General features: G+C 42.2%; 18 protein-coding genes. 10 read left to right on the forward strand and 8 right to left on the reverse strand.

From position 1 onward, the window contains the following. Positions 1-4 precede the first annotated feature (4 nt). The 6 genes from ACFSQ3_RS05550 to porX all read right to left on the reverse strand — a co-directional run bounded on the left by ACFSQ3_RS05550 (position 5) and on the right by porX (position 5,407). A complete protein-coding gene (locus ACFSQ3_RS05550; protein WP_380868277.1) occupies positions 5-1,066 on the reverse strand; it encodes an ABC transporter ATP-binding protein in 1,062 nt (353 codons plus the stop codon). Positions 1,067-1,136: 70 nt separating this feature from the next. Then, positions 1,137-1,946 (reverse strand): outer membrane beta-barrel protein, encoded by an 810-nt coding sequence (locus ACFSQ3_RS05555; RefSeq protein WP_380868278.1) that lies wholly within the window; start codon positions 1,944-1,946, stop codon positions 1,137-1,139. A 28-nt stretch (positions 1,947-1,974) separates the two neighbouring features. Further along, a complete protein-coding gene (locus tag ACFSQ3_RS05560; protein ID WP_380868280.1) occupies positions 1,975-2,790 on the reverse strand; it encodes a hypothetical protein in 816 nt (271 codons plus the stop codon). A 17-nt stretch (positions 2,791-2,807) separates the two neighbouring features. Then, a complete protein-coding gene (locus tag ACFSQ3_RS05565) occupies positions 2,808-3,353 on the reverse strand; it encodes an RNA polymerase sigma factor (RefSeq protein ID WP_380868282.1) in 546 nt (181 codons plus the stop codon). Positions 3,354-3,430: 77 nt separating this feature from the next. Continuing rightward, positions 3,431-3,841 (reverse strand): tRNA (adenosine(37)-N6)-threonylcarbamoyltransferase complex ATPase subunit type 1 TsaE, encoded by a 411-nt coding sequence (gene tsaE / locus ACFSQ3_RS05570; RefSeq protein ID WP_380868283.1) that lies wholly within the window; start codon positions 3,839-3,841, stop codon positions 3,431-3,433. A gap of 12 nt (positions 3,842-3,853) precedes the next feature. Beyond that, positions 3,854-5,407 carry a T9SS response regulator signal transducer PorX gene (gene porX / locus ACFSQ3_RS05575; protein ID WP_380868284.1) on the reverse strand — a complete coding sequence of 518 codons (1,554 nt, stop codon included), beginning with the start codon at positions 5,405-5,407 and terminating at the stop codon, positions 3,854-3,856. Between the two features lie 183 nt (positions 5,408-5,590). On the opposite strand from porX, the gene ACFSQ3_RS05580 reads away from it, so the two are divergent. The 7 genes from ACFSQ3_RS05580 (at position 5,591) to ACFSQ3_RS05610 (ending at position 12,083) form a co-directional block, all read left to right on the forward strand. Beyond that, a complete protein-coding gene (locus tag ACFSQ3_RS05580) occupies positions 5,591-6,820 on the forward strand; it encodes an HD domain-containing protein (protein ID WP_380868286.1) in 1,230 nt (409 codons plus the stop codon). 17 nt (positions 6,821-6,837) lie between these two features. Continuing rightward, the gene (gene lpxD, locus ACFSQ3_RS05585; protein WP_380868288.1) at positions 6,838-7,875 is read left to right on the forward strand and encodes a UDP-3-O-(3-hydroxymyristoyl)glucosamine N-acyltransferase; all 1,038 of its coding nucleotides are present in this window, start codon (positions 6,838-6,840) and stop codon (positions 7,873-7,875) included. Positions 7,876-7,917: 42 nt separating this feature from the next. After that, positions 7,918-9,312: a bifunctional UDP-3-O-[3-hydroxymyristoyl] N-acetylglucosamine deacetylase/3-hydroxyacyl-ACP dehydratase gene (locus ACFSQ3_RS05590; protein WP_380868289.1), complete on the forward strand. Its 1,395-nt coding sequence runs from the start codon at positions 7,918-7,920 to the stop codon at positions 9,310-9,312. A 10-nt stretch (positions 9,313-9,322) separates the two neighbouring features. Beyond that, positions 9,323-10,117, forward strand: coding sequence for an acyl-ACP--UDP-N-acetylglucosamine O-acyltransferase (lpxA, locus tag ACFSQ3_RS05595; protein WP_380868480.1), 795 nt, complete (start codon positions 9,323-9,325; stop codon positions 10,115-10,117). 24 nt (positions 10,118-10,141) lie between these two features. Further along, positions 10,142-10,774 carry an ABC transporter ATP-binding protein gene (locus ACFSQ3_RS05600; RefSeq protein WP_380868291.1) on the forward strand — a complete coding sequence of 211 codons (633 nt, stop codon included), beginning with the start codon at positions 10,142-10,144 and terminating at the stop codon, positions 10,772-10,774. A 43-nt stretch (positions 10,775-10,817) separates the two neighbouring features. After that, positions 10,818-11,378 carry an elongation factor P gene (gene efp, locus ACFSQ3_RS05605; RefSeq protein ID WP_380868293.1) on the forward strand — a complete coding sequence of 187 codons (561 nt, stop codon included), beginning with the start codon at positions 10,818-10,820 and terminating at the stop codon, positions 11,376-11,378. 111 nt (positions 11,379-11,489) lie between these two features. Then, entirely contained in the window at positions 11,490-12,083 is a 594-nt protein-coding gene (locus ACFSQ3_RS05610; protein ID WP_380868295.1) for a 5-formyltetrahydrofolate cyclo-ligase, read from the forward strand. A 75-nt stretch (positions 12,084-12,158) separates the two neighbouring features. Here ACFSQ3_RS05610 and ACFSQ3_RS05615 read toward each other — a convergent pair whose 3' ends face one another. Further along, positions 12,159-13,058: a sugar phosphate isomerase/epimerase family protein gene (locus ACFSQ3_RS05615; protein ID WP_380868297.1), complete on the reverse strand. Its 900-nt coding sequence runs from the start codon at positions 13,056-13,058 to the stop codon at positions 12,159-12,161. Positions 13,059-13,077: 19 nt separating this feature from the next. After that, complete coding sequence (gltX, locus tag ACFSQ3_RS05620) at positions 13,078-14,598, reverse strand: glutamate--tRNA ligase (RefSeq protein WP_380868299.1); 1,521 nt, start codon at positions 14,596-14,598, stop codon at positions 13,078-13,080. Positions 14,599-14,692: 94 nt separating this feature from the next. On the opposite strand from gltX, the gene ACFSQ3_RS05625 reads away from it, so the two are divergent. Genes ACFSQ3_RS05625 through ACFSQ3_RS05635 form a run of 3 tightly spaced genes read left to right on the forward strand, consistent with a single transcriptional unit; the run spans position 14,693 to position 16,857 of the window. Continuing rightward, positions 14,693-15,931 (forward strand): sensor histidine kinase, encoded by a 1,239-nt coding sequence (locus ACFSQ3_RS05625; protein WP_380868301.1) that lies wholly within the window; start codon positions 14,693-14,695, stop codon positions 15,929-15,931. Beyond that, positions 15,909-16,451 carry a DinB family protein gene (locus ACFSQ3_RS05630; RefSeq protein WP_380868302.1) on the forward strand — a complete coding sequence of 181 codons (543 nt, stop codon included), beginning with the start codon at positions 15,909-15,911 and terminating at the stop codon, positions 16,449-16,451. Before ACFSQ3_RS05625 ends, ACFSQ3_RS05630 begins: the two co-directional genes overlap by 23 nt. Continuing rightward, entirely contained in the window at positions 16,417-16,857 is a 441-nt protein-coding gene (locus ACFSQ3_RS05635) for a hotdog fold thioesterase (RefSeq protein ID WP_380868304.1), read from the forward strand. The genes ACFSQ3_RS05630 and ACFSQ3_RS05635 overlap by 35 nt, the downstream gene beginning before the upstream one ends. Position 16,858: the final 1 nt, after the last annotated feature.

The raw sequence follows: 16,858 nt of genomic DNA on the forward strand, positions 1-16,858 counted from the left end.
TCGTTTATGCTTTGAATGAGATATGCCGACCGATTTGTATATCTACGGAATCGCCAATGGCCATATTTGGTTTGCCAAAATGTACTGCTCGAACGCTCACATCGTCATTTCCGGCAATGTATTCATAATGCATCCCACGGAACTTGATGTCCAATATTCGGAATGATGAATTATCACTTTTATTCAAAGAAACATCTTCTTGATGAACGGCAATCTGTGCAGTTTCCGTCTTGTTTTCTAAAGTAACTCCTAAAACTTCGGCTTCTTCTTTGGATAGAATGTTGCTTTTAGCCAGCAATTGCGCTGTATAAGCATGCTGTGGATGGAAATAAACCTGCTTCGGCTCTCCTTGGTCGATAATCTGTCCATCTTTCATTACAATTAAACGATCGGCCATTGCCAAAACTTCCGCAGGATCGTGCGAAACTAAAATTACTGTCAATCCGGTTTCTGCTACAATTTGCTTAATGTCATGTTGCAACGCATCGCGAAACGCAGCGTCTACTTGGTTGAAAGGTTCATCCATCAACAATACTTCCGGGTCATTGACCAAAGCGCGCGATATGGCAACGCGTTGTCGTTCACCGCCGCTTAAATCGGCAACACGTTTTTGAGCAAGGTGCGAGATTTGAAGTTTCTGAAGCGTTTCTTCCGTCTTCTCTTTTTTGTAAGTGAGATTGATGTTGGATAATTGCGAAGCAACGTTATCCCAAACTTTGGCATACAAATTCAAATCATCGAAACTTTGGGAAACCATTTTCATGGCATCATGTCCGGGTATCAATTTGTCTTTCCTCGTCGGAACTAACCAACCGCGATAGCGCACTTCGCCGGTCGATGGTTCAATTAAGCCATAAATTAGTTTTAACAATGTACTTTTCCCAGAGCCAGACGCGCCGATAATTGCAGTGATCTTATTTTCTTCTATCCCGGTACTTACGTTGTCGACCGCTTTTACATCTTCTTTACCTTCAAAAACGCACGAAACGTCTTGCACATGAATGAGCGGTAAACCGTGCTGCTGCACATCTTGAGGAACGAATTGACAGGAAGAAGCTGTTTTCATAAAACTAAAATGCCGGAAACGTTTATGTTTCCGGCACAAAAATACGGTTTTGATTGAGGAAAGCGTTCGACTAATTGATTAAGGTCAGACCGAAGGCAAAATTTCTGACGCCTTTCTGATTTGGAGATTGCTCAAACATGTCGTTCATGTAATATTTAGCAAATATGCCAATATCTCCGAATCCTACACGCAAATGGGCACCGTACTGAAAGGATTGTAAATTATACGTGTCGCGAAAGCTTTGTTTGCCTAATTGATCGCTGCGAAGGCGTTGCGAACCTTTCAACAATATACCTAACATAGGGCCTGCCACGATATGAACGCGATCTTTACCGCTGATCTTTTTGCTACGCCATTCGAAAGCGATTGGAACACGTAAGTAAGTGGACGTTAAAACATTCTTCTTGTATGTCGCTACGCTCGGATCCATTATGGTATAATTGAGCGGAGTTTCGTCTTGATTTAACAGGACATTGTTTTTTAAGCGCATATAGTTCCATTCGACACCAGCTGCGGTATAAATCTTGAAATTATCATTCAAGCGCACTCCAAATTGAGCTACATCGAAGCCGAAGTTGGAGGCTCTGCCGTAGGACAGGAATTGATTTTCCCCGGTGAATGTGAAGCTCCCGTTATCCATTGGTCGGGAGAATCCCCAATCTACTCGGGAGAATGTGATGCCACCAAATACGCGTGGATATTTAATTTTTTTCTTATCGTCGTTGCTGTCGCTTTTTCCTAAGGTGAAATTATCAACGCTCACTTTTTTGGTAGAATCGTTTTGCGTTTCTATCGTGTCTTGCGTTTGAGCGTGGGTTGTTGTGCCGATTGCGAATACCAGAGCTGCTCCGGTAACGAATTTATGTAGGTATGTTTTCATCTGGATGATATGATTATGTTGTCTTATTTTATCTGCGTTTCTTCGTGCGGTTTTTAGCAAATAGGTTGCCTACTTCCAGCCTTAGCGACCCCTCTTCATCTTTCGTGACAAATATATCTTTCGCTATTTGGCCGGTGGTGTTTTCGCTTACTACGTTAATAATCTTTTTGAATACTTGCGACGTCGCTTTGCGAACTGTGCCTGCGATCATCATGTCTTCCTCCTCCTCGAACGGTTCGATAATCGGTTTGATGGGATCAACCTCAGTCACGTAGCGCGTTGGCATGTCCACGGAAGCGAGTTGTGTCATTTGCGCTGACCGTACGGTTGGTATTTCTACGGGTTCCGTATTTACTAATTCCTCCGCTAGAGCAGGTTCTGATACTAGCACTTTCTTTACGTCGTTTCGTGGTGAAATTGTGCTTGCCATAATACGTACATCTTCTTGTTGATCAAATGTCGCAATGATTTTAGGTCCTTTAACTTCGCTTTCGCTCGCATCATCAGCCAACTTGTCCTCTTTTAATACGTTACCTGCGGTTGTACTTTCTGAATCTTCTGAGGAAATATTTTCTATTGAACTTACTTGCGCAATATGTTTGGTTGATTCCGAATGCTTGATGTTTTCTTGACGAAGATATGCAAACAGTCCAACGGCAATCAGTGCACATGCTGCCGTTGCGTAGCGCCACCAATGGCCATTTTTTTCTTTCGGCAATGTGTGAACTGGAGTTTGTTCTTCATCCAATTGCTTCGCAATTTTGTCCCAAAGCGCTGTACTTGGTTCGCTTGGGTGATTTTCCAATCCTTCCCGAAATAATTTGTCAATATCCTGCTCTTTCATATCCATTCCTCCTTCTCCTATAAACTCATTTTATCTAACTGAACTAAGCGTTCTTTCAACCAGCTTCTTGCCCTCGAAAGCTGTGATTTGGAATTCGTTTCCGTAATGGAAAGGTTTTCGGCGATTTCTTTGTGCGAAAAACCTTCAATCGCATACAGGTTGAACACCGTACGATAATTGATTGGAAGCTCATTAACCAACTGCATCAAATCTTTATATCCAGTTTGGTCGGCGTGATAGCTACTAACCATTGCTAGCGAACTGTGCTGTTCTTCCAAATCCATAAAAACCGTTTTGCGTTTGCGATAGAATTCAATAGCCGTGTTCACCATGATGCGTCTGATCCAGCCTTCCAATGAGCCGGCACCTTCAAACAGTTCGTATTTGGTAAAAACTTTCACAAAACCTTGTTGCATAATATCCTCCGCTTCCAAATGATCTTTCGCATAACGCAAGCAAACTGAAAACATCTTCGACGAGAAATATTGATAAAGGGAAGCTTGCGCTTTTCGCTCCTGCTTTTTGCAGCCGTCCCAAATGATGTCAATATTCGTCAGTTTCAATTTTCTTGGTTTTATATAGACAAGACGGCACAGTTGCAACAGAGGTTGCAGCGAAAACAAAAAAAAGTTAAAAAATCTTAAATCAATGTTATATTCCGGCTTTCCGGAGCGCGTATTTCAATGCGAATGCTGCGGTAATTTGTTGGTAATAAGTTAGAAATCTTATCGGGCCACTCAATAAAGCAATAATTTCCCGAATATAAATATTCTTCATATCCCAAATCAAAAGCTTCTTGCTCATCGCGAAGACGGTAGAAATCGAAATGGTAAATCGAACCATTTTCGCTGTCATATTCGTTGACGATGGAAAATGTAGGGCTCGATGTATTGTCTGAAACACCGAGCGCGCGACAAATTTCTTTTATCAGCGTGGTTTTGCCCGCGCCCATGTCGCCGTAGAATAATATTACGCGATCTTTCCTGATCTGTTCGACGATTTCGTCGGCAGTTCGACCCAATTCGGACAAGTTTTCTACCAAATATTCCATGTGCAAATTTAGCTATTTCGGACTGTAGACCGCGAAAGGGATTACCATTTCTTCCAGCGATATACCACCGTGCTGAAACGTGCCGTAGAAATGATGCACAAATTGATTATAGTTGTTTGGATAAACGAAATAGGCATCTTCTTTCGCAAAAGTATACACCGAACTGATGTTGAGCTTTGGCAACTGCGCATCATGCGGGTTTTTTACCACAAAAACGTCTTTCTCTTGGTAGTTTAAGTTCTTACCTTGTTTATAACGTAAATTGGTGTTTGTGTTGCGGTCGCCGACGATTTTGCTTGGTTTTTTTACGCGGATTGTACCGTGATCCGTAGTGACAATAACACGCACATTTTGCTGCGCCAACCATTTTAGCACATCCAACAACGGCGAATGCTCAAACCACGACAATGTCAAGGAACGGTACGCGGCATCGTCGTTTGCTAATTCACGGATCATGGCCATATCGGTGCGTGCATGAGACAACATATCAACGAAGTTGTACACCAATACATTAAGATCATTGTTCATCAAATTGTTCAAGTTTTCGAGAACATCTTTGCTTTGTTCGTGCGTAAGAATTTTGGTGTACGAATGTTTGATATCTTTTCTGAAAACGCGTTTGATTTGATCTGCCAGAAATACCTCTTCGTGCATGTTTTTTCCGCCTTCGTCGTTGTCGTTCAGCCATTGATCAGGAAAGCGTCGCTCCATTTCTAAAGGCGTAAGTCCGCTAAACACCGCATTTCTTGCATACTGCGTAGCAGTTGGAAGAATGCTGTAATAGTTGTCTTCTTCTTCCAAACGATAATATTCGGTAATAATTTCGTTGATCATTCGCCATTGATCATAACGCAAATTATCAATTAGGAAGAAAAACGTTGGGCGACCATCTTCAAGCGTAGGAAATACTTTTTTCTTAAAAATATGGTGGGAAAGTATCGGGCCACTATCCGGGTCTTTCAGCCAACCTAAATAATGGTTTTCAATGTATTTTGCGAATAGCGCATTGGCTTCTGATTTTTGCATGGTCAGAATTTCGTGCATGCCACTATCTTCCAGCTTTTCCAACGAAAGTTCCCAATACAACAACTTTTTGTACGCATCTACCCATTGTGTGTAATCAAGCGCGTCATTCATGATGCTGCCCAGATTTCTGAAATCCTGCTGATATGCCAACGAAGTCTTTTCGCTTACTAAACGGCGGTTTTCTGTCAGCTTTTTGATGGTCAATAAAATTTGTTTAGGATTAACGGGTTTTATGAGATAATCGTCAATTTTGGAACCAATGGCATCTTCCATTAAGTGTTCCTCTTCGTTTTTTGTGACCAAAACGGTTGGAATGGATGCATTTACCGACTTAAGTATGCTCAGTGTTTCCAAGCCAGTAAGTCCAGGCATATTTTCATCCAGAAAAACCAAATCATACGGATCGCTTTTGAAGGCATCGACCGCATCATAACCATTGTTCACGGTTTTTACTTTATAGCCTTTCTGTTCGAGTAATAGGATATGTGGTTTCAGGAAGTCGATCTCGTCGTCTGCCCAGAGTATACGTGTCTTCTGCATGGTTGTATTATAGGAAATCTATAGGCTCAACAATTGAACCTTAAAAATGATTTGGTCAATTCGTTGTGCTTTTTTAACAGGAATTAACGTGCATGTGTGTATCTTTGCCGTTATATTCGAGCAGTTTTACACTCAAAAGTAAGACAATTAGTCTGGAATAGTATATTAATAGCGCAACAAGAATTGAATAAGAAAAAAATAATTAATGATCCGGTTTATGGTTTTGTAACCATTCCGTCTGCATTTATTTACGACCTTATTCAACATCCGTTCTTTCAAAGGCTACGGTACATCAAGCAAGGGAGTATGAGCCATTTGGTTTATCCTGGTGCGTTGCATACGCGATTTCAACATGCTATTGGTGCTATGCATTTGATGAGTCTAGCAATCAATACATTGCGTAATAAAGACATTGCAATCTCCGAAGAAGAAGAGGAAGCCGCTCTGGTAGCCATTTTGCTTCACGATATTGGTCATGGTCCGTTTTCGCATTCGTTGGAACAAACCATCATCGAGGGCGTCTCCCATGAGATGTTGTCGTCTGTACTAATGCAACGATTGAACGAAGCTTTCGACGGACGTTTGGATCTTGCTATTTGTATTTTCAACGATCAATACGAACGACAATTTCTGCATCAATTGGTTTCCAGTCAATTGGATACGGATCGTATGGATTACCTTAATAGAGATAGTTTCTTTACGGGTGTTTCGGAGGGTGTTATTTCCTTTGATCGGATTATTAAAATGCTTTACGTTGTTGATGACCAGTTGGTTATCGAGCAAAAAGGGATTTATTCAGTAGAGAAATTTCTAATTGCCCGAAGATTGATGTACTGGCAGGTTTATTTGCATAAGACGGTAATTGCTGCGGAGCAAATGTTGCTACAAGCATTGCGTCGAGCAAAGGAGTTGGCACAGCAAGGAAGTCCACTTTTTGCGAGTGAAGCATTATTGTATTTTTTACAACAGCGTGTTACAAAAGAAAATTTTATGTCAGACAGTGCGCATCTCTCGCGTTTTACACGGTTAGATGACACGGATATTATGTCTGCCATAAAAGCTTGGAGTACACACGAAGATAAAATATTGAGCTTGTTGTGCTCTAAGCTGACGAATCGAGAACTTTTTCGCACGGAAATGCGTAGCGAGCCGTTCTCAGACGAAGAGTTTCGAGAAGTACAACATCGTGCGAAAAAAACGTTCGGTTTAGAAGAACATGAAGTAGACTATTTTGTATACACGCAGACAATTCGAAACAGTGCATACGATCCGTCTAAAAGCGGGATAAAAGTGCTTAGTAAAAACGGAACCTTATTGGATATTACTGCCGCTTCGGACTTGTCCAATTTAGATGCGCTTTCCAAAACCGTTATGAAATACGCAATTGTTTATCCAAAGGAAATTTATAATTAAACAGTATTATATCAGTAATGAAATTTTCAGCTCAACAGATTGCGACTCTGCTGCAAGGCACGATAGAAGGAAATCCGGAAGTGTTGGTCTCTCGCTTGAGCAAGATTGAGGAAGGCGACAGTGAAAGTTTATCTTTTCTTTCCAATCCGAAATATGAGCAATATCTGTACGACAGCCAAGCTGCAATTGTGATTATCAATGAATCCCAGACTTTGGATTCCAATCGCCACGTAAAGCCTACGTTGATTCGTGTTGCAGATGCGTACCAAGCTTTCGCTGAGTTATTAAAAATTTATGATCAGATTCGATCTGATCGTTCTGGTCGGGAGGAATACAGCTTTGTCCATGAAACAGCTAAACTAGGTGAAAATCACTATATTGGGGCGTTCGCTTATGTTGGTCAAAACGTAGTTTTGGGTGAAAATGTTAAAATATATCCGCATACGTATATTGGTGACAATGTGCGTATTGACGACAATTCAACGATTTACCCTGGCGTTAAAATCTATCACGATTGCGTATTAGGTAAACATGTAACCATTCACGCGGGTGCAGTAATTGGCAGCGATGGATTTGGATTTGCGCCTCAAAAAGATGGTACATATACGAAGATTCCGCAAATAGGAAATGTGGTAATTGAGGATTGGGTTGAAATTGGAAGCAACACGACAGTCGATCGTGCTACGCTTGGGCAAACGGTTATTCGCCAAGGCGTAAAGCTGGATAATTTGGTACAAATTGCACACAATGCGGAGATCGGACAAAATACGGTTGTGGCTGCTCAAACAGGAATTTCGGGTAGCACTAAGTTGGGTTCTCAGGTAATTTTGGGAGGACAAGTTGGTGTTGTCGGACATATTACCGTTGCTGATGGTGCTCAAGTGCAAGCGCAATCCGGCGTAAACCGTTCAATTACAGAAAAAAATACGAAATGGGGCGGAAGTCCGGCATTTCCTTATCAAGGGGAGTTGAGGTCGCAAGTACTTTATACAAAGTTGCCTCAGCTTGAAAAGCGAATTGCGGAACTTGAAAAGCTCATCAATCAAAATAAATAACAGCTATATCAAAACTTACTTGACGTCAATAGAATGCTAGATATGAATGTAAAACAGCGAACTATCCAATCCGAAGTCCAAATTTCGGGAGTTGGACTGCACACTGGCCATCCGGTTAATATTTCAATTAAGCCAGCGCCGGAAAATCACTGGTATAAATTCCAACGTGTCGATTTGGAAGGTAAACCTTTGGTAAATGTCGATGCCGACAACGTGACCGATACTTCTCGTGGAACCACTATTTCTCAAAACGGTGCTTCCGTAAGTACTATCGAACATTTGATGGCTGCGTTGGTAGGTTTGCAGTTAGATAATATTCTTATCGAAATTGATGGCCCTGAAGTGCCAATTTTAGACGGTAGTTCGGCTATTTTCGTCGAGAAACTTCACGAAGCGGGATTTGTAGATCAAGATGCAGATCGCGAATACTTCGAGGTAGCAAGCAATATTCATTACAACGAGCCGGAGCGTCAAGTGGAAATCGTAGCGATGCCTTTAGACGGCTATCGCTTGACTTGCATGATTGACTTTAACTCGCCCGTTTTAGGTAGCCAACATGCCTCGATTAGCAATATTACTGAGTTCCATAAGGAGATCGCTTCTTCCCGTACCTTCTGCTTCCTGCACGAATTGGAAATGTTGGTGCAACAAAACTTGGTAAAAGGTGGCGATTTGTCAAATGCGATCGTTATAGTAGATAAGGAAATTGGAAAAGAGGAATTGAGCAAGCTAGAACACGTATTTAATAAGAAGGTGGAAGTAGCAAGCGAAGGAATTTTGGACAATGTACAATTACGTCATTTGAATGAGCCTGCTCGACACAAATTGTTGGATATGATTGGAGATTTGGCATTAGTCGGGCGTCCGATCAAAGGACATATTATGGCAGCACGCCCTGGGCACGCGGCGAATGTGGCTTTTGCGAAACGCATCAAAGCACAGATCAAGAAAGAACGTTCGCGTAAGCATATTAAGACGTACGATCCGAACATGACACCAGTTTACGACACGGTGCAGATTATGAAAGTTTTGCCGCACCGTCAGCCGTTTTTGATGGTCGATAAAATTTTAGAATTATCTGAACGTCACGTTGTGGGTTTGAAAAATGTTACCATGAATGAAGATTTATTTATGGGGCATTTTCCGGGATCACCAGTTTTTCCGGGTGTATTGCAGATTGAAGCAATGGCACAAACTGGAGGAATTTTGGTATTGAATACCGTGCCAGATCCAGAAAACTGGTTGACATTGTTCTTGAAAATCGAAAATGCGAAATTTAAAAACCAAGTTCGTCCTGGTGATACTGTTATCTTTACCTGCGAATTATTGGAGCCAATCAGACGTGGTATTGCTCGGATGAAAGGTGTGGGCATGGTAGGTGAGAAGATTGTGAGCGAAGCGGAGCTAATGGCTCAAATCGTTCGGGTAAAAGATTAATTTAAACATGATGATACAACCATTATCATACATCCACCCGGAGGCGCAAATTGCGCAAAATGTGGTGATTGAGCCCTTTACTACGATCCATAAAGACGTAGTAATTGGCGAGGGAACATGGATAGGTTCCAATGTAACCATTATGGACGGTGCCCGTATTGGTAAGAACTGCCGAATTTTTCCGGGTGCGATCATATCCGGAGAGCCGCAGGATTTAAAATTCGAAGGAGAAATTACAACCGCTGAAATCGGTGATAATACAACTATTCGCGAATGTGTAACCATTAACCGTGGAACAAAGGATCGCTACCGGACGGTTGTCGGTAAAAACTGTTTAATTCAAGCATACAGTCACATTGCGCACGATTGTTTTGTAGGAGATAATTGTATTTTCTCTAACTCGAGCACGTTAGCTGGCCACATTACCGTAGGTGATTATGTGGTTTTGGCAGGGATGGTCGCGGTGCATCAATTTTGTAAAATTGGATCACATGCTTTCGTAACTGGCGGTACGTTGGTACGTAAAGATGTGCCTCCTTATATCAAGGCAGCGCGCGAGCCAATTACATATGCTGGAATTAACTCGGTAGGTTTACGCCGTCGCGGATATACCAACGAGCAGATCAATGAGATTCAGAATATTTACCGTGTTCTTTTTGTGAAACACAGTAACTTGAGTAAAGCGTTGGATATCGTAGAAACCGAATTTGAAGCAACGGAGCTTCGCGATGAGATTTTGGGCTTTGTACGCAGTTCGAATCGCGGTGTTGTTAAGGGTTTCGGACAAGGTAAAGCGAGCTTATAAGTTAGCACATTAAAATATACGGGCTTGATCATCACACTGCAAGACGTTGGGAGAAGGTATAACCGAGAGTGGATATTTAGACGCTTAAGTTATACCTTTTCTGCTGGAAAGAAGTATGCGATTCTCGGACCGAATGGCGCGGGAAAATCAACCTTAATCAAAGTTCTGACGGGCAGCCTTTCGGTTAGCGAAGGTAATTTGACTTACGAAACGTTCGCGCAAAAGCAAGTTGCTGTGGATGCGGTGTATAATCATATCACTATTGCAGCGCCTTACATGGAGCTGATCGAAGAATTTACGCTGTCCGAACTGATAGATTTCCATTTTCAGCATAAGAAATATCTAGACGGATTCAACAAAGAGTCTTTGTTGTCGTTAAGCTATCTGGAAGATGCGCGTGATAAGGAAGTGAAGCACTTTTCATCCGGCATGAAGCAACGGCTCAAATTGGTGTTGGCCTGTTGCGCGCAAAGCGATATCGTGTTTTTGGATGAACCTACCTCCAATTTGGATGCGAAAGGGGAATCCTGGTATCAGGAGCTTATCGATCAAACGATTGATGCTTCTCGGATTTTAGTCGTCGGATCAAATCAGCCGAAAGAATACGCTTTTTGCGATGAACAAGTGGATATCCAACAATACAAGCATTTTAAATAACAACGGATTTTTCTATTTTTGAGTCCGAAATAAAAGAATAATTATGGCGAAAGCATCAGACGTAAAATCAGGAAATATATTAAGATTCAACGGTGAATTGGTAAGTGTAGACGAATACATCCACCGTACACCAGGAAATTTACGTGCATTCTACCAAGCGAAAATGCGTAACGTAAAAACTGGTAAGTTGGTAGAATACCGTTTTAGAACGGATGAAGAGGTGGAAATTGCTCGCGTGGAAACCAACGATTATCAATATTTGTACGAAGATGGCGAGTTCTTCGTGATCATGGATAATGATAGCTATGAGCAATTCAACGTGCCTAAAGCCTTGTTCGGTAGCAGTGCGCGTTTCTTAAAAGAAGGAATGAATGTGATAGTTGCTTTCGAAAGTGAAGAACCTATCATGGCGCAAGCACCTACGAGTGTGGAATTGGAAATTACCTACACAGAACCTGCAGTAAAAGGCGATACATCGACAAACGCATTGAAAAGTGCTACTGTAGAAACGGGTGTAGAAATCCGCGTTCCTTTATTCGTGAATCAAGGCGATCGCGTGAAAGTGGATACACGTTCTGGAGATTATATCGAGCGTGTTAAATAAAATATAATCTGGCAGCTTGCTTGCTGAAAAGAAATATAAAAGCGATCTGATGAAAATCCAGATCGCTTTTTGCTTGTTGTAGGATTAAGAATGATAGGATGAACACCGACTATGTTATCAACGAAAGAATCACTTAGGGCAGCATTTAAACGGAAGCGATTGGCGATTCCGGCGGAAGAAAAGTTGGCTTTGGATCAACAGATTTTAGGATTCTTGAAGGAGCTTGTCGAGGAATTATCAGAATGCGATTATCTCCATGTTTTCCTGCCAATTTCGAAGTGGAACGAATTCAATAGTTTTCCTTTTGTGGATTGGATCCGTGCAAATTATACGAGCAAAAAGATAGTGGTTTCTACGAGCGATATCTCCGACGGAACCTTGCAACATCACGTTTGGAACGACGAAGCAATCGCGGAAAACCATTGGGGAATTCCCGAATTGGTTTTGCGTGCGAATACAGAATCCGTGAATCCAAAAAATGTGGATTTGGTATTTATTCCATTGCTCGTTTGTGATAGCGCGGGCAATAGAATTGGTTACGGAAAAGGGTTTTATGATCGCTTTCTAAAGGAATGCCGATCTGACGTGCAAAAAATTGGCGTTTCGCATTTTCCGCCTTTGACGGATGTGATTCCTGCAGATGACTGGGATATTCCGTTGGATGCTTTAGTAATGCCAAACGGCATCTTTCGATTCGGAAACTGAGCGAAATATAACAACTAAAAAACGGTTTGTGAAGTAATAATCACAAACCATTTTTTAGTATAAACGCTTAAAAAATTACAAGCTCGCTCTAAATTTCTCCACGCTGGCTTTCACATCTTCCATGTTGTTCTCCCAGTTGTGTTCATATTCTGCGGAGATCATACCTTTGTAGTTCTGACGTTTCAATTCAGTAATAACATCAGCCATTCCGATAACACCCGTTCCCCAATGTACATCATGTGCTTTTTTATCATTCGCTACATTCAAATCTTTGAAATGCACATGGTAGATTTTGCCATCCAGTTTCTTCATTGATTCAATCACATTCAGTTTTGAACGCGTCCAGTGACCCACATCAGCTGCAGCACCCATTTTGTCGCTTCTTCCTTCGATCGCTTTCAAGACTACGTTTGGATCCCAATATGTAGAAGGATCTGGATGATTGTGAATGGCAACTTTGATATCAAATTCGTCGCAAAGTTTTGATAGAATATCCAAATGTGCTTCTTTAGGTTCGCAAACGACCACCTGAATGCCCATTTCCTTCGCAAAATCAAAAACTTCACGCCATTCCGCCTCGTCTTTTGCATCTACTACGCCATATGCATTCACGGTAATTCCATGTTTATCCAACAAATCTTTTGCTGTTTTTCTGCCTTCAGCACTTAGCTGATGGCCAGTTTTCTCGGAACTGCCTTTCGTCAAATCTTGTCCTGGATACATTTCCACGTGCCTCAAGCCTGCTTCTTTGATCTTTTCTAAGGCTTCTTCGAAGGAGAATAAGCGAAATGTATAAGCTTGCGCGCCCAATTTCCAACCTAATTTTTCTTCCGGAAAATCCGTTGTTGCTGTCGTGGTAGAATCACTTTTTTCTTCTGCCTTGTTAGCGGAAGAAGATGAATTGTCGCAAGATGCGGTCGTGAATGCAAGCATACCGACCAACGCTGCTTGCAGCATTGTAGTGTGTAGTTTCATAGTGATATGTTTATTGTGATTAGTTTTCTATGATTTGCAATCCGTTTTGAATCCGTTTGATTACCTCCTCTTTTCCTAACGTTTCAGCAATAACAAAAACATCAGGTCCGAATTTCCCACCTACCAACATGATTCTCAATGGCAACATCAACTCGCCCATTTTTAGCCCAGAATCTGCAATTTTTCCTTTAAACAAAGGTTCTAGAGCAGCAGCCGACCAATCCGATTGCGCACCGAATGTCTCTGCCATGCTTTGAAAGAAAGCTGATTTATCTTCGTTCCATTTTGGTTTTACTGCCGCACTGTCCAACGTTGTCGGCGTTTGGAAGAAAAATCCGGCGTGTTCCCAAAAATCAGAAACAAATGTCATACGATCTTTTACCAAAGAAAGTATATGTGCAACATGATCATCTTCCGCTTGAACGCCTTTTTCTCGGAGTTCGGTTTGCAATGATGGAATCAATGCTTCATTTGGTGTGTGCTGAATCCATTCTTTATTGAACCATTTTGCTTTCTCGAAGTCGAACTTCGCTCCCGCTTTGCTGATACGATCAATGGAGAATTTAGCAATCAATTCTTCTATCGAGAATAGTTCTTGATCGGTGCCATCGTTCCAGCCTAGCATCGCCAATATATTGACGAATGCTTCCGGCAAAAAGCCGTTTTCACGGAAACCAACGGTTGTATCACCCGATTTTGGATCTGTCCAATTCATCGCGTAAACTGGAAATCCTAAGCGATCGCCATCGCGCTTGCTCAACTTTCCGTTTCCATCAGGTTTCAAAATCAATGGTAAATGCGCCCATTGTGGCATTTCCTCTTTCCAACCCAAATAATCCCAAAGCAAGATATGCACCGGTGCCGATGGCAACCATTCTTCTCCACGAAATACGTGCGAAATGTGCATCGCATGATCGTCCACCACGACTGCCAAATGATACGTCGGCATACCATCCGCTTTCAATAATACTTTATCGTCGATCAATCCCGTTTCAAATGCCACGCGGCCACGAATCATATCTTCAAAAGATACGGTGCTATCCGCCGGCATTTTAATGCGAACCGTATGTGGATGTCCGGATGCTAATAATTCCGCCACTTCCTCTTCGCTCAAGCTTAAGGAGTTGCGAAGTTGTAATCTGTTTTCGTGGCTATAACGAAAGTTTGGTTCTTCTTTACGTTTCTCGTCCAATTCTTCCGCCGTGTCGAATGCATAATATGCATTTCCGGCAGCAACAAGTTGTTCCGCATATTGGCGGTAGGATGGTTTACGCTCGCTTTGGCGGTACGGTCCTACAGCGCCCGGTTTTTCCGGACTTTCATCAGGCTGCAAACCACACCATGCTAAACAATCGTTGATATACTGTTCCGCACCTTCCACGAAACGTGTTTGGTCGGTATCTTCTATACGTAGGATAAATTCGCCGCCGTGATGTTTGGCGAATAGATAATTAAATAAGGCAGTGCGAACGCCTCCAAGATGTAGTCCGCCAGTAGGACTAGGTGCAAAACGCACCCGAACTTTATTTTCCAAACTCATAACAACAAAACTACATATTATTTCCCGATCAGCGGGAGCGAAAAGGCTTTGCAGTAAGCAGAAAATGCCTATTTTGTAGCGCGATAAAGATACTATGCAACGAAATCCCTACCGCCATCATCGGCAACATTGGAAGCTTTTTTTGTTCTTGTTTGCAGCATTAATTGCGGCAGCATCGCTTTTGTACACGAATTACCTGACGAAAAGCTTATCGAAATCCGAGCGGACGAAAGCGGAAGTTTGGGCGATGAGTACGCGTAGTATTGTTTCCATGCCCGATGTGAATGATGAATTTATTAGCTTCATTTACGCGGTGCGCGACAGCCTTTCCTTGCCGGCGATCATTACGGATGAGGAAGGAGAAATTATCTTTTGGCGAGATTTGGACAGCACGCGGACCAACATTGCTTCTGATCCGGCGGATACTTTAGCGCAATCGTTGATTTATGATCCCGGATATTTTGCCAGTGAATTGGCTTATATGCGTAGGCGGCATGATCCTATTGTGATCGAGTTGGAAACAGGGCAGCGTTGGCTGGTGTATTACAAGGATTCCAGCGCGCTGAGGCAACTTCGGATTTTTCCCTACATTCAGCTTTCGCTGATTGCCATTTTCATTGTTATTGCCTATACGGTCTTTAATTCTATTAAGCGTTCGGAAGAAAATCTGGTTTGGGTAGGTATGGCCAAAGAGGCGGCTCATCAATTGGGAACGCCAATTTCTTCGCTCATGGGCTGGTTGGAGTTGGCACGCGCCACGTATGAATCGGAAGATACCATGCTGTTTGATGAGATGGAGCGTGACGTGTACCGGTTGGAGGTAGTCGCGGATCGCTTCTCCAAAATCGGTTCGGATCCGCATTTATCCAATCATAATATCTATGATGTCATCAAAGATTATGTCGATTATTTTCGGGTACGGACGAGTGGAAGAATTTCTTTTGAATTGGAAGGCGATCAACACGTGGAAGCGATGCTTAATGTGCAACTTTTTGATTGGATTATAGAAAACTTATTGAAAAATGCGGTAAACGCCATAGAATCGGAAGGCAAGGTGCATATTCATCTGTTTGAGAACATTGCCAAAGAAGAAATTTTTATCGACCTTAGTGATACCGGACGCGGTATACCGCGATCCAACTGGGAAACTATTTTCCTACCAGGTTTTACCACGCGCAAACGCGGCTGGGGACTTGGGCTTAGTCTCACTAAAAGAATGGTACGGCTGCATCGTGGCCAGATCTTTGTAAAGGAATCGGAAGTAGGTAAAGGAACTACAATCAGAATAATTTTAAAAAGCAACTTGCAGTATGAACCAACTCAAATCGGATGATTATCCGGCGATTTACAGGGATTATGTAGATAGCGTAACTGGCCCTGTGATGGATGAGCTAATCGAACAATTGACATCATTTCCAGCGTTTATTCGAGCCATCCCTGAAGATATGGGCACTTATGCGTACGCTGAGGGCAAATGGACAATAAAAGAAATTTTGTGCCATATTTTGGATGCAGAGAGAATTATGGCTTATCGTGCCCTGCGTTTTGCCCGAAACGATATGACGGCATTGGCCTCTTTTGAGCAAGATGAGTTTGTTGCGAATGCGCGCCATAATGAACGCAGCTTTGACAATATTATTGAGGAATTTCTTGTACTAAGAAGATCTAATATCTATTTATTTGAAACCTTTAACGATACGGAGCTAAATCGACGAGGAATGGCTTCGGATCGACTAATTACTGTGCATGCATTGGTGTATTTCGTCGCAGGACATCTTAACCATCATCGTACTATTTTGCGTAGTCGGTATTTAAAGGATGAAGACGATCAACAAAAACTTCATGTGGTATAAGTCATATAGCTTAGAAGAAATCAATAAATTGTTCGCAAAGAACATGACTGGATTTCTAGGAATCGAAGCGATTGAGATCACAGAAGGTTCTATTGTTGCGCGCATGCCCGTAACCGATAAAGTGAAACAACCTTACGGTTTGTTGCATGGTGGCGCCTCCGTGGTGTTGGCAGAATCAGTCGGAAGCGTAGCTACAAATCTAATTGTCGATCCTGAAAAATATATCGGTGTCGGTTTGGAAGTGAATGCTAATCATTTACGTCCTGTATTGTCGGGCGAGGTGACCGCAATCTGTATGCCATTGCATATTGGTGGCAAAACACACGTTTGGGATATAAAAATAAAAGATGGAAAAGGTAGGCTGACTTGTGTGTCGCGCCTGACCGTTGCCATCATTCGTAAGTAAT

It is taken from the genome of Sphingobacterium corticis (assembly GCF_042684745.1).
Classification (GTDB): domain Bacteria; phylum Bacteroidota; class Bacteroidia; order Sphingobacteriales; family Sphingobacteriaceae; genus Sphingobacterium; species Sphingobacterium corticis.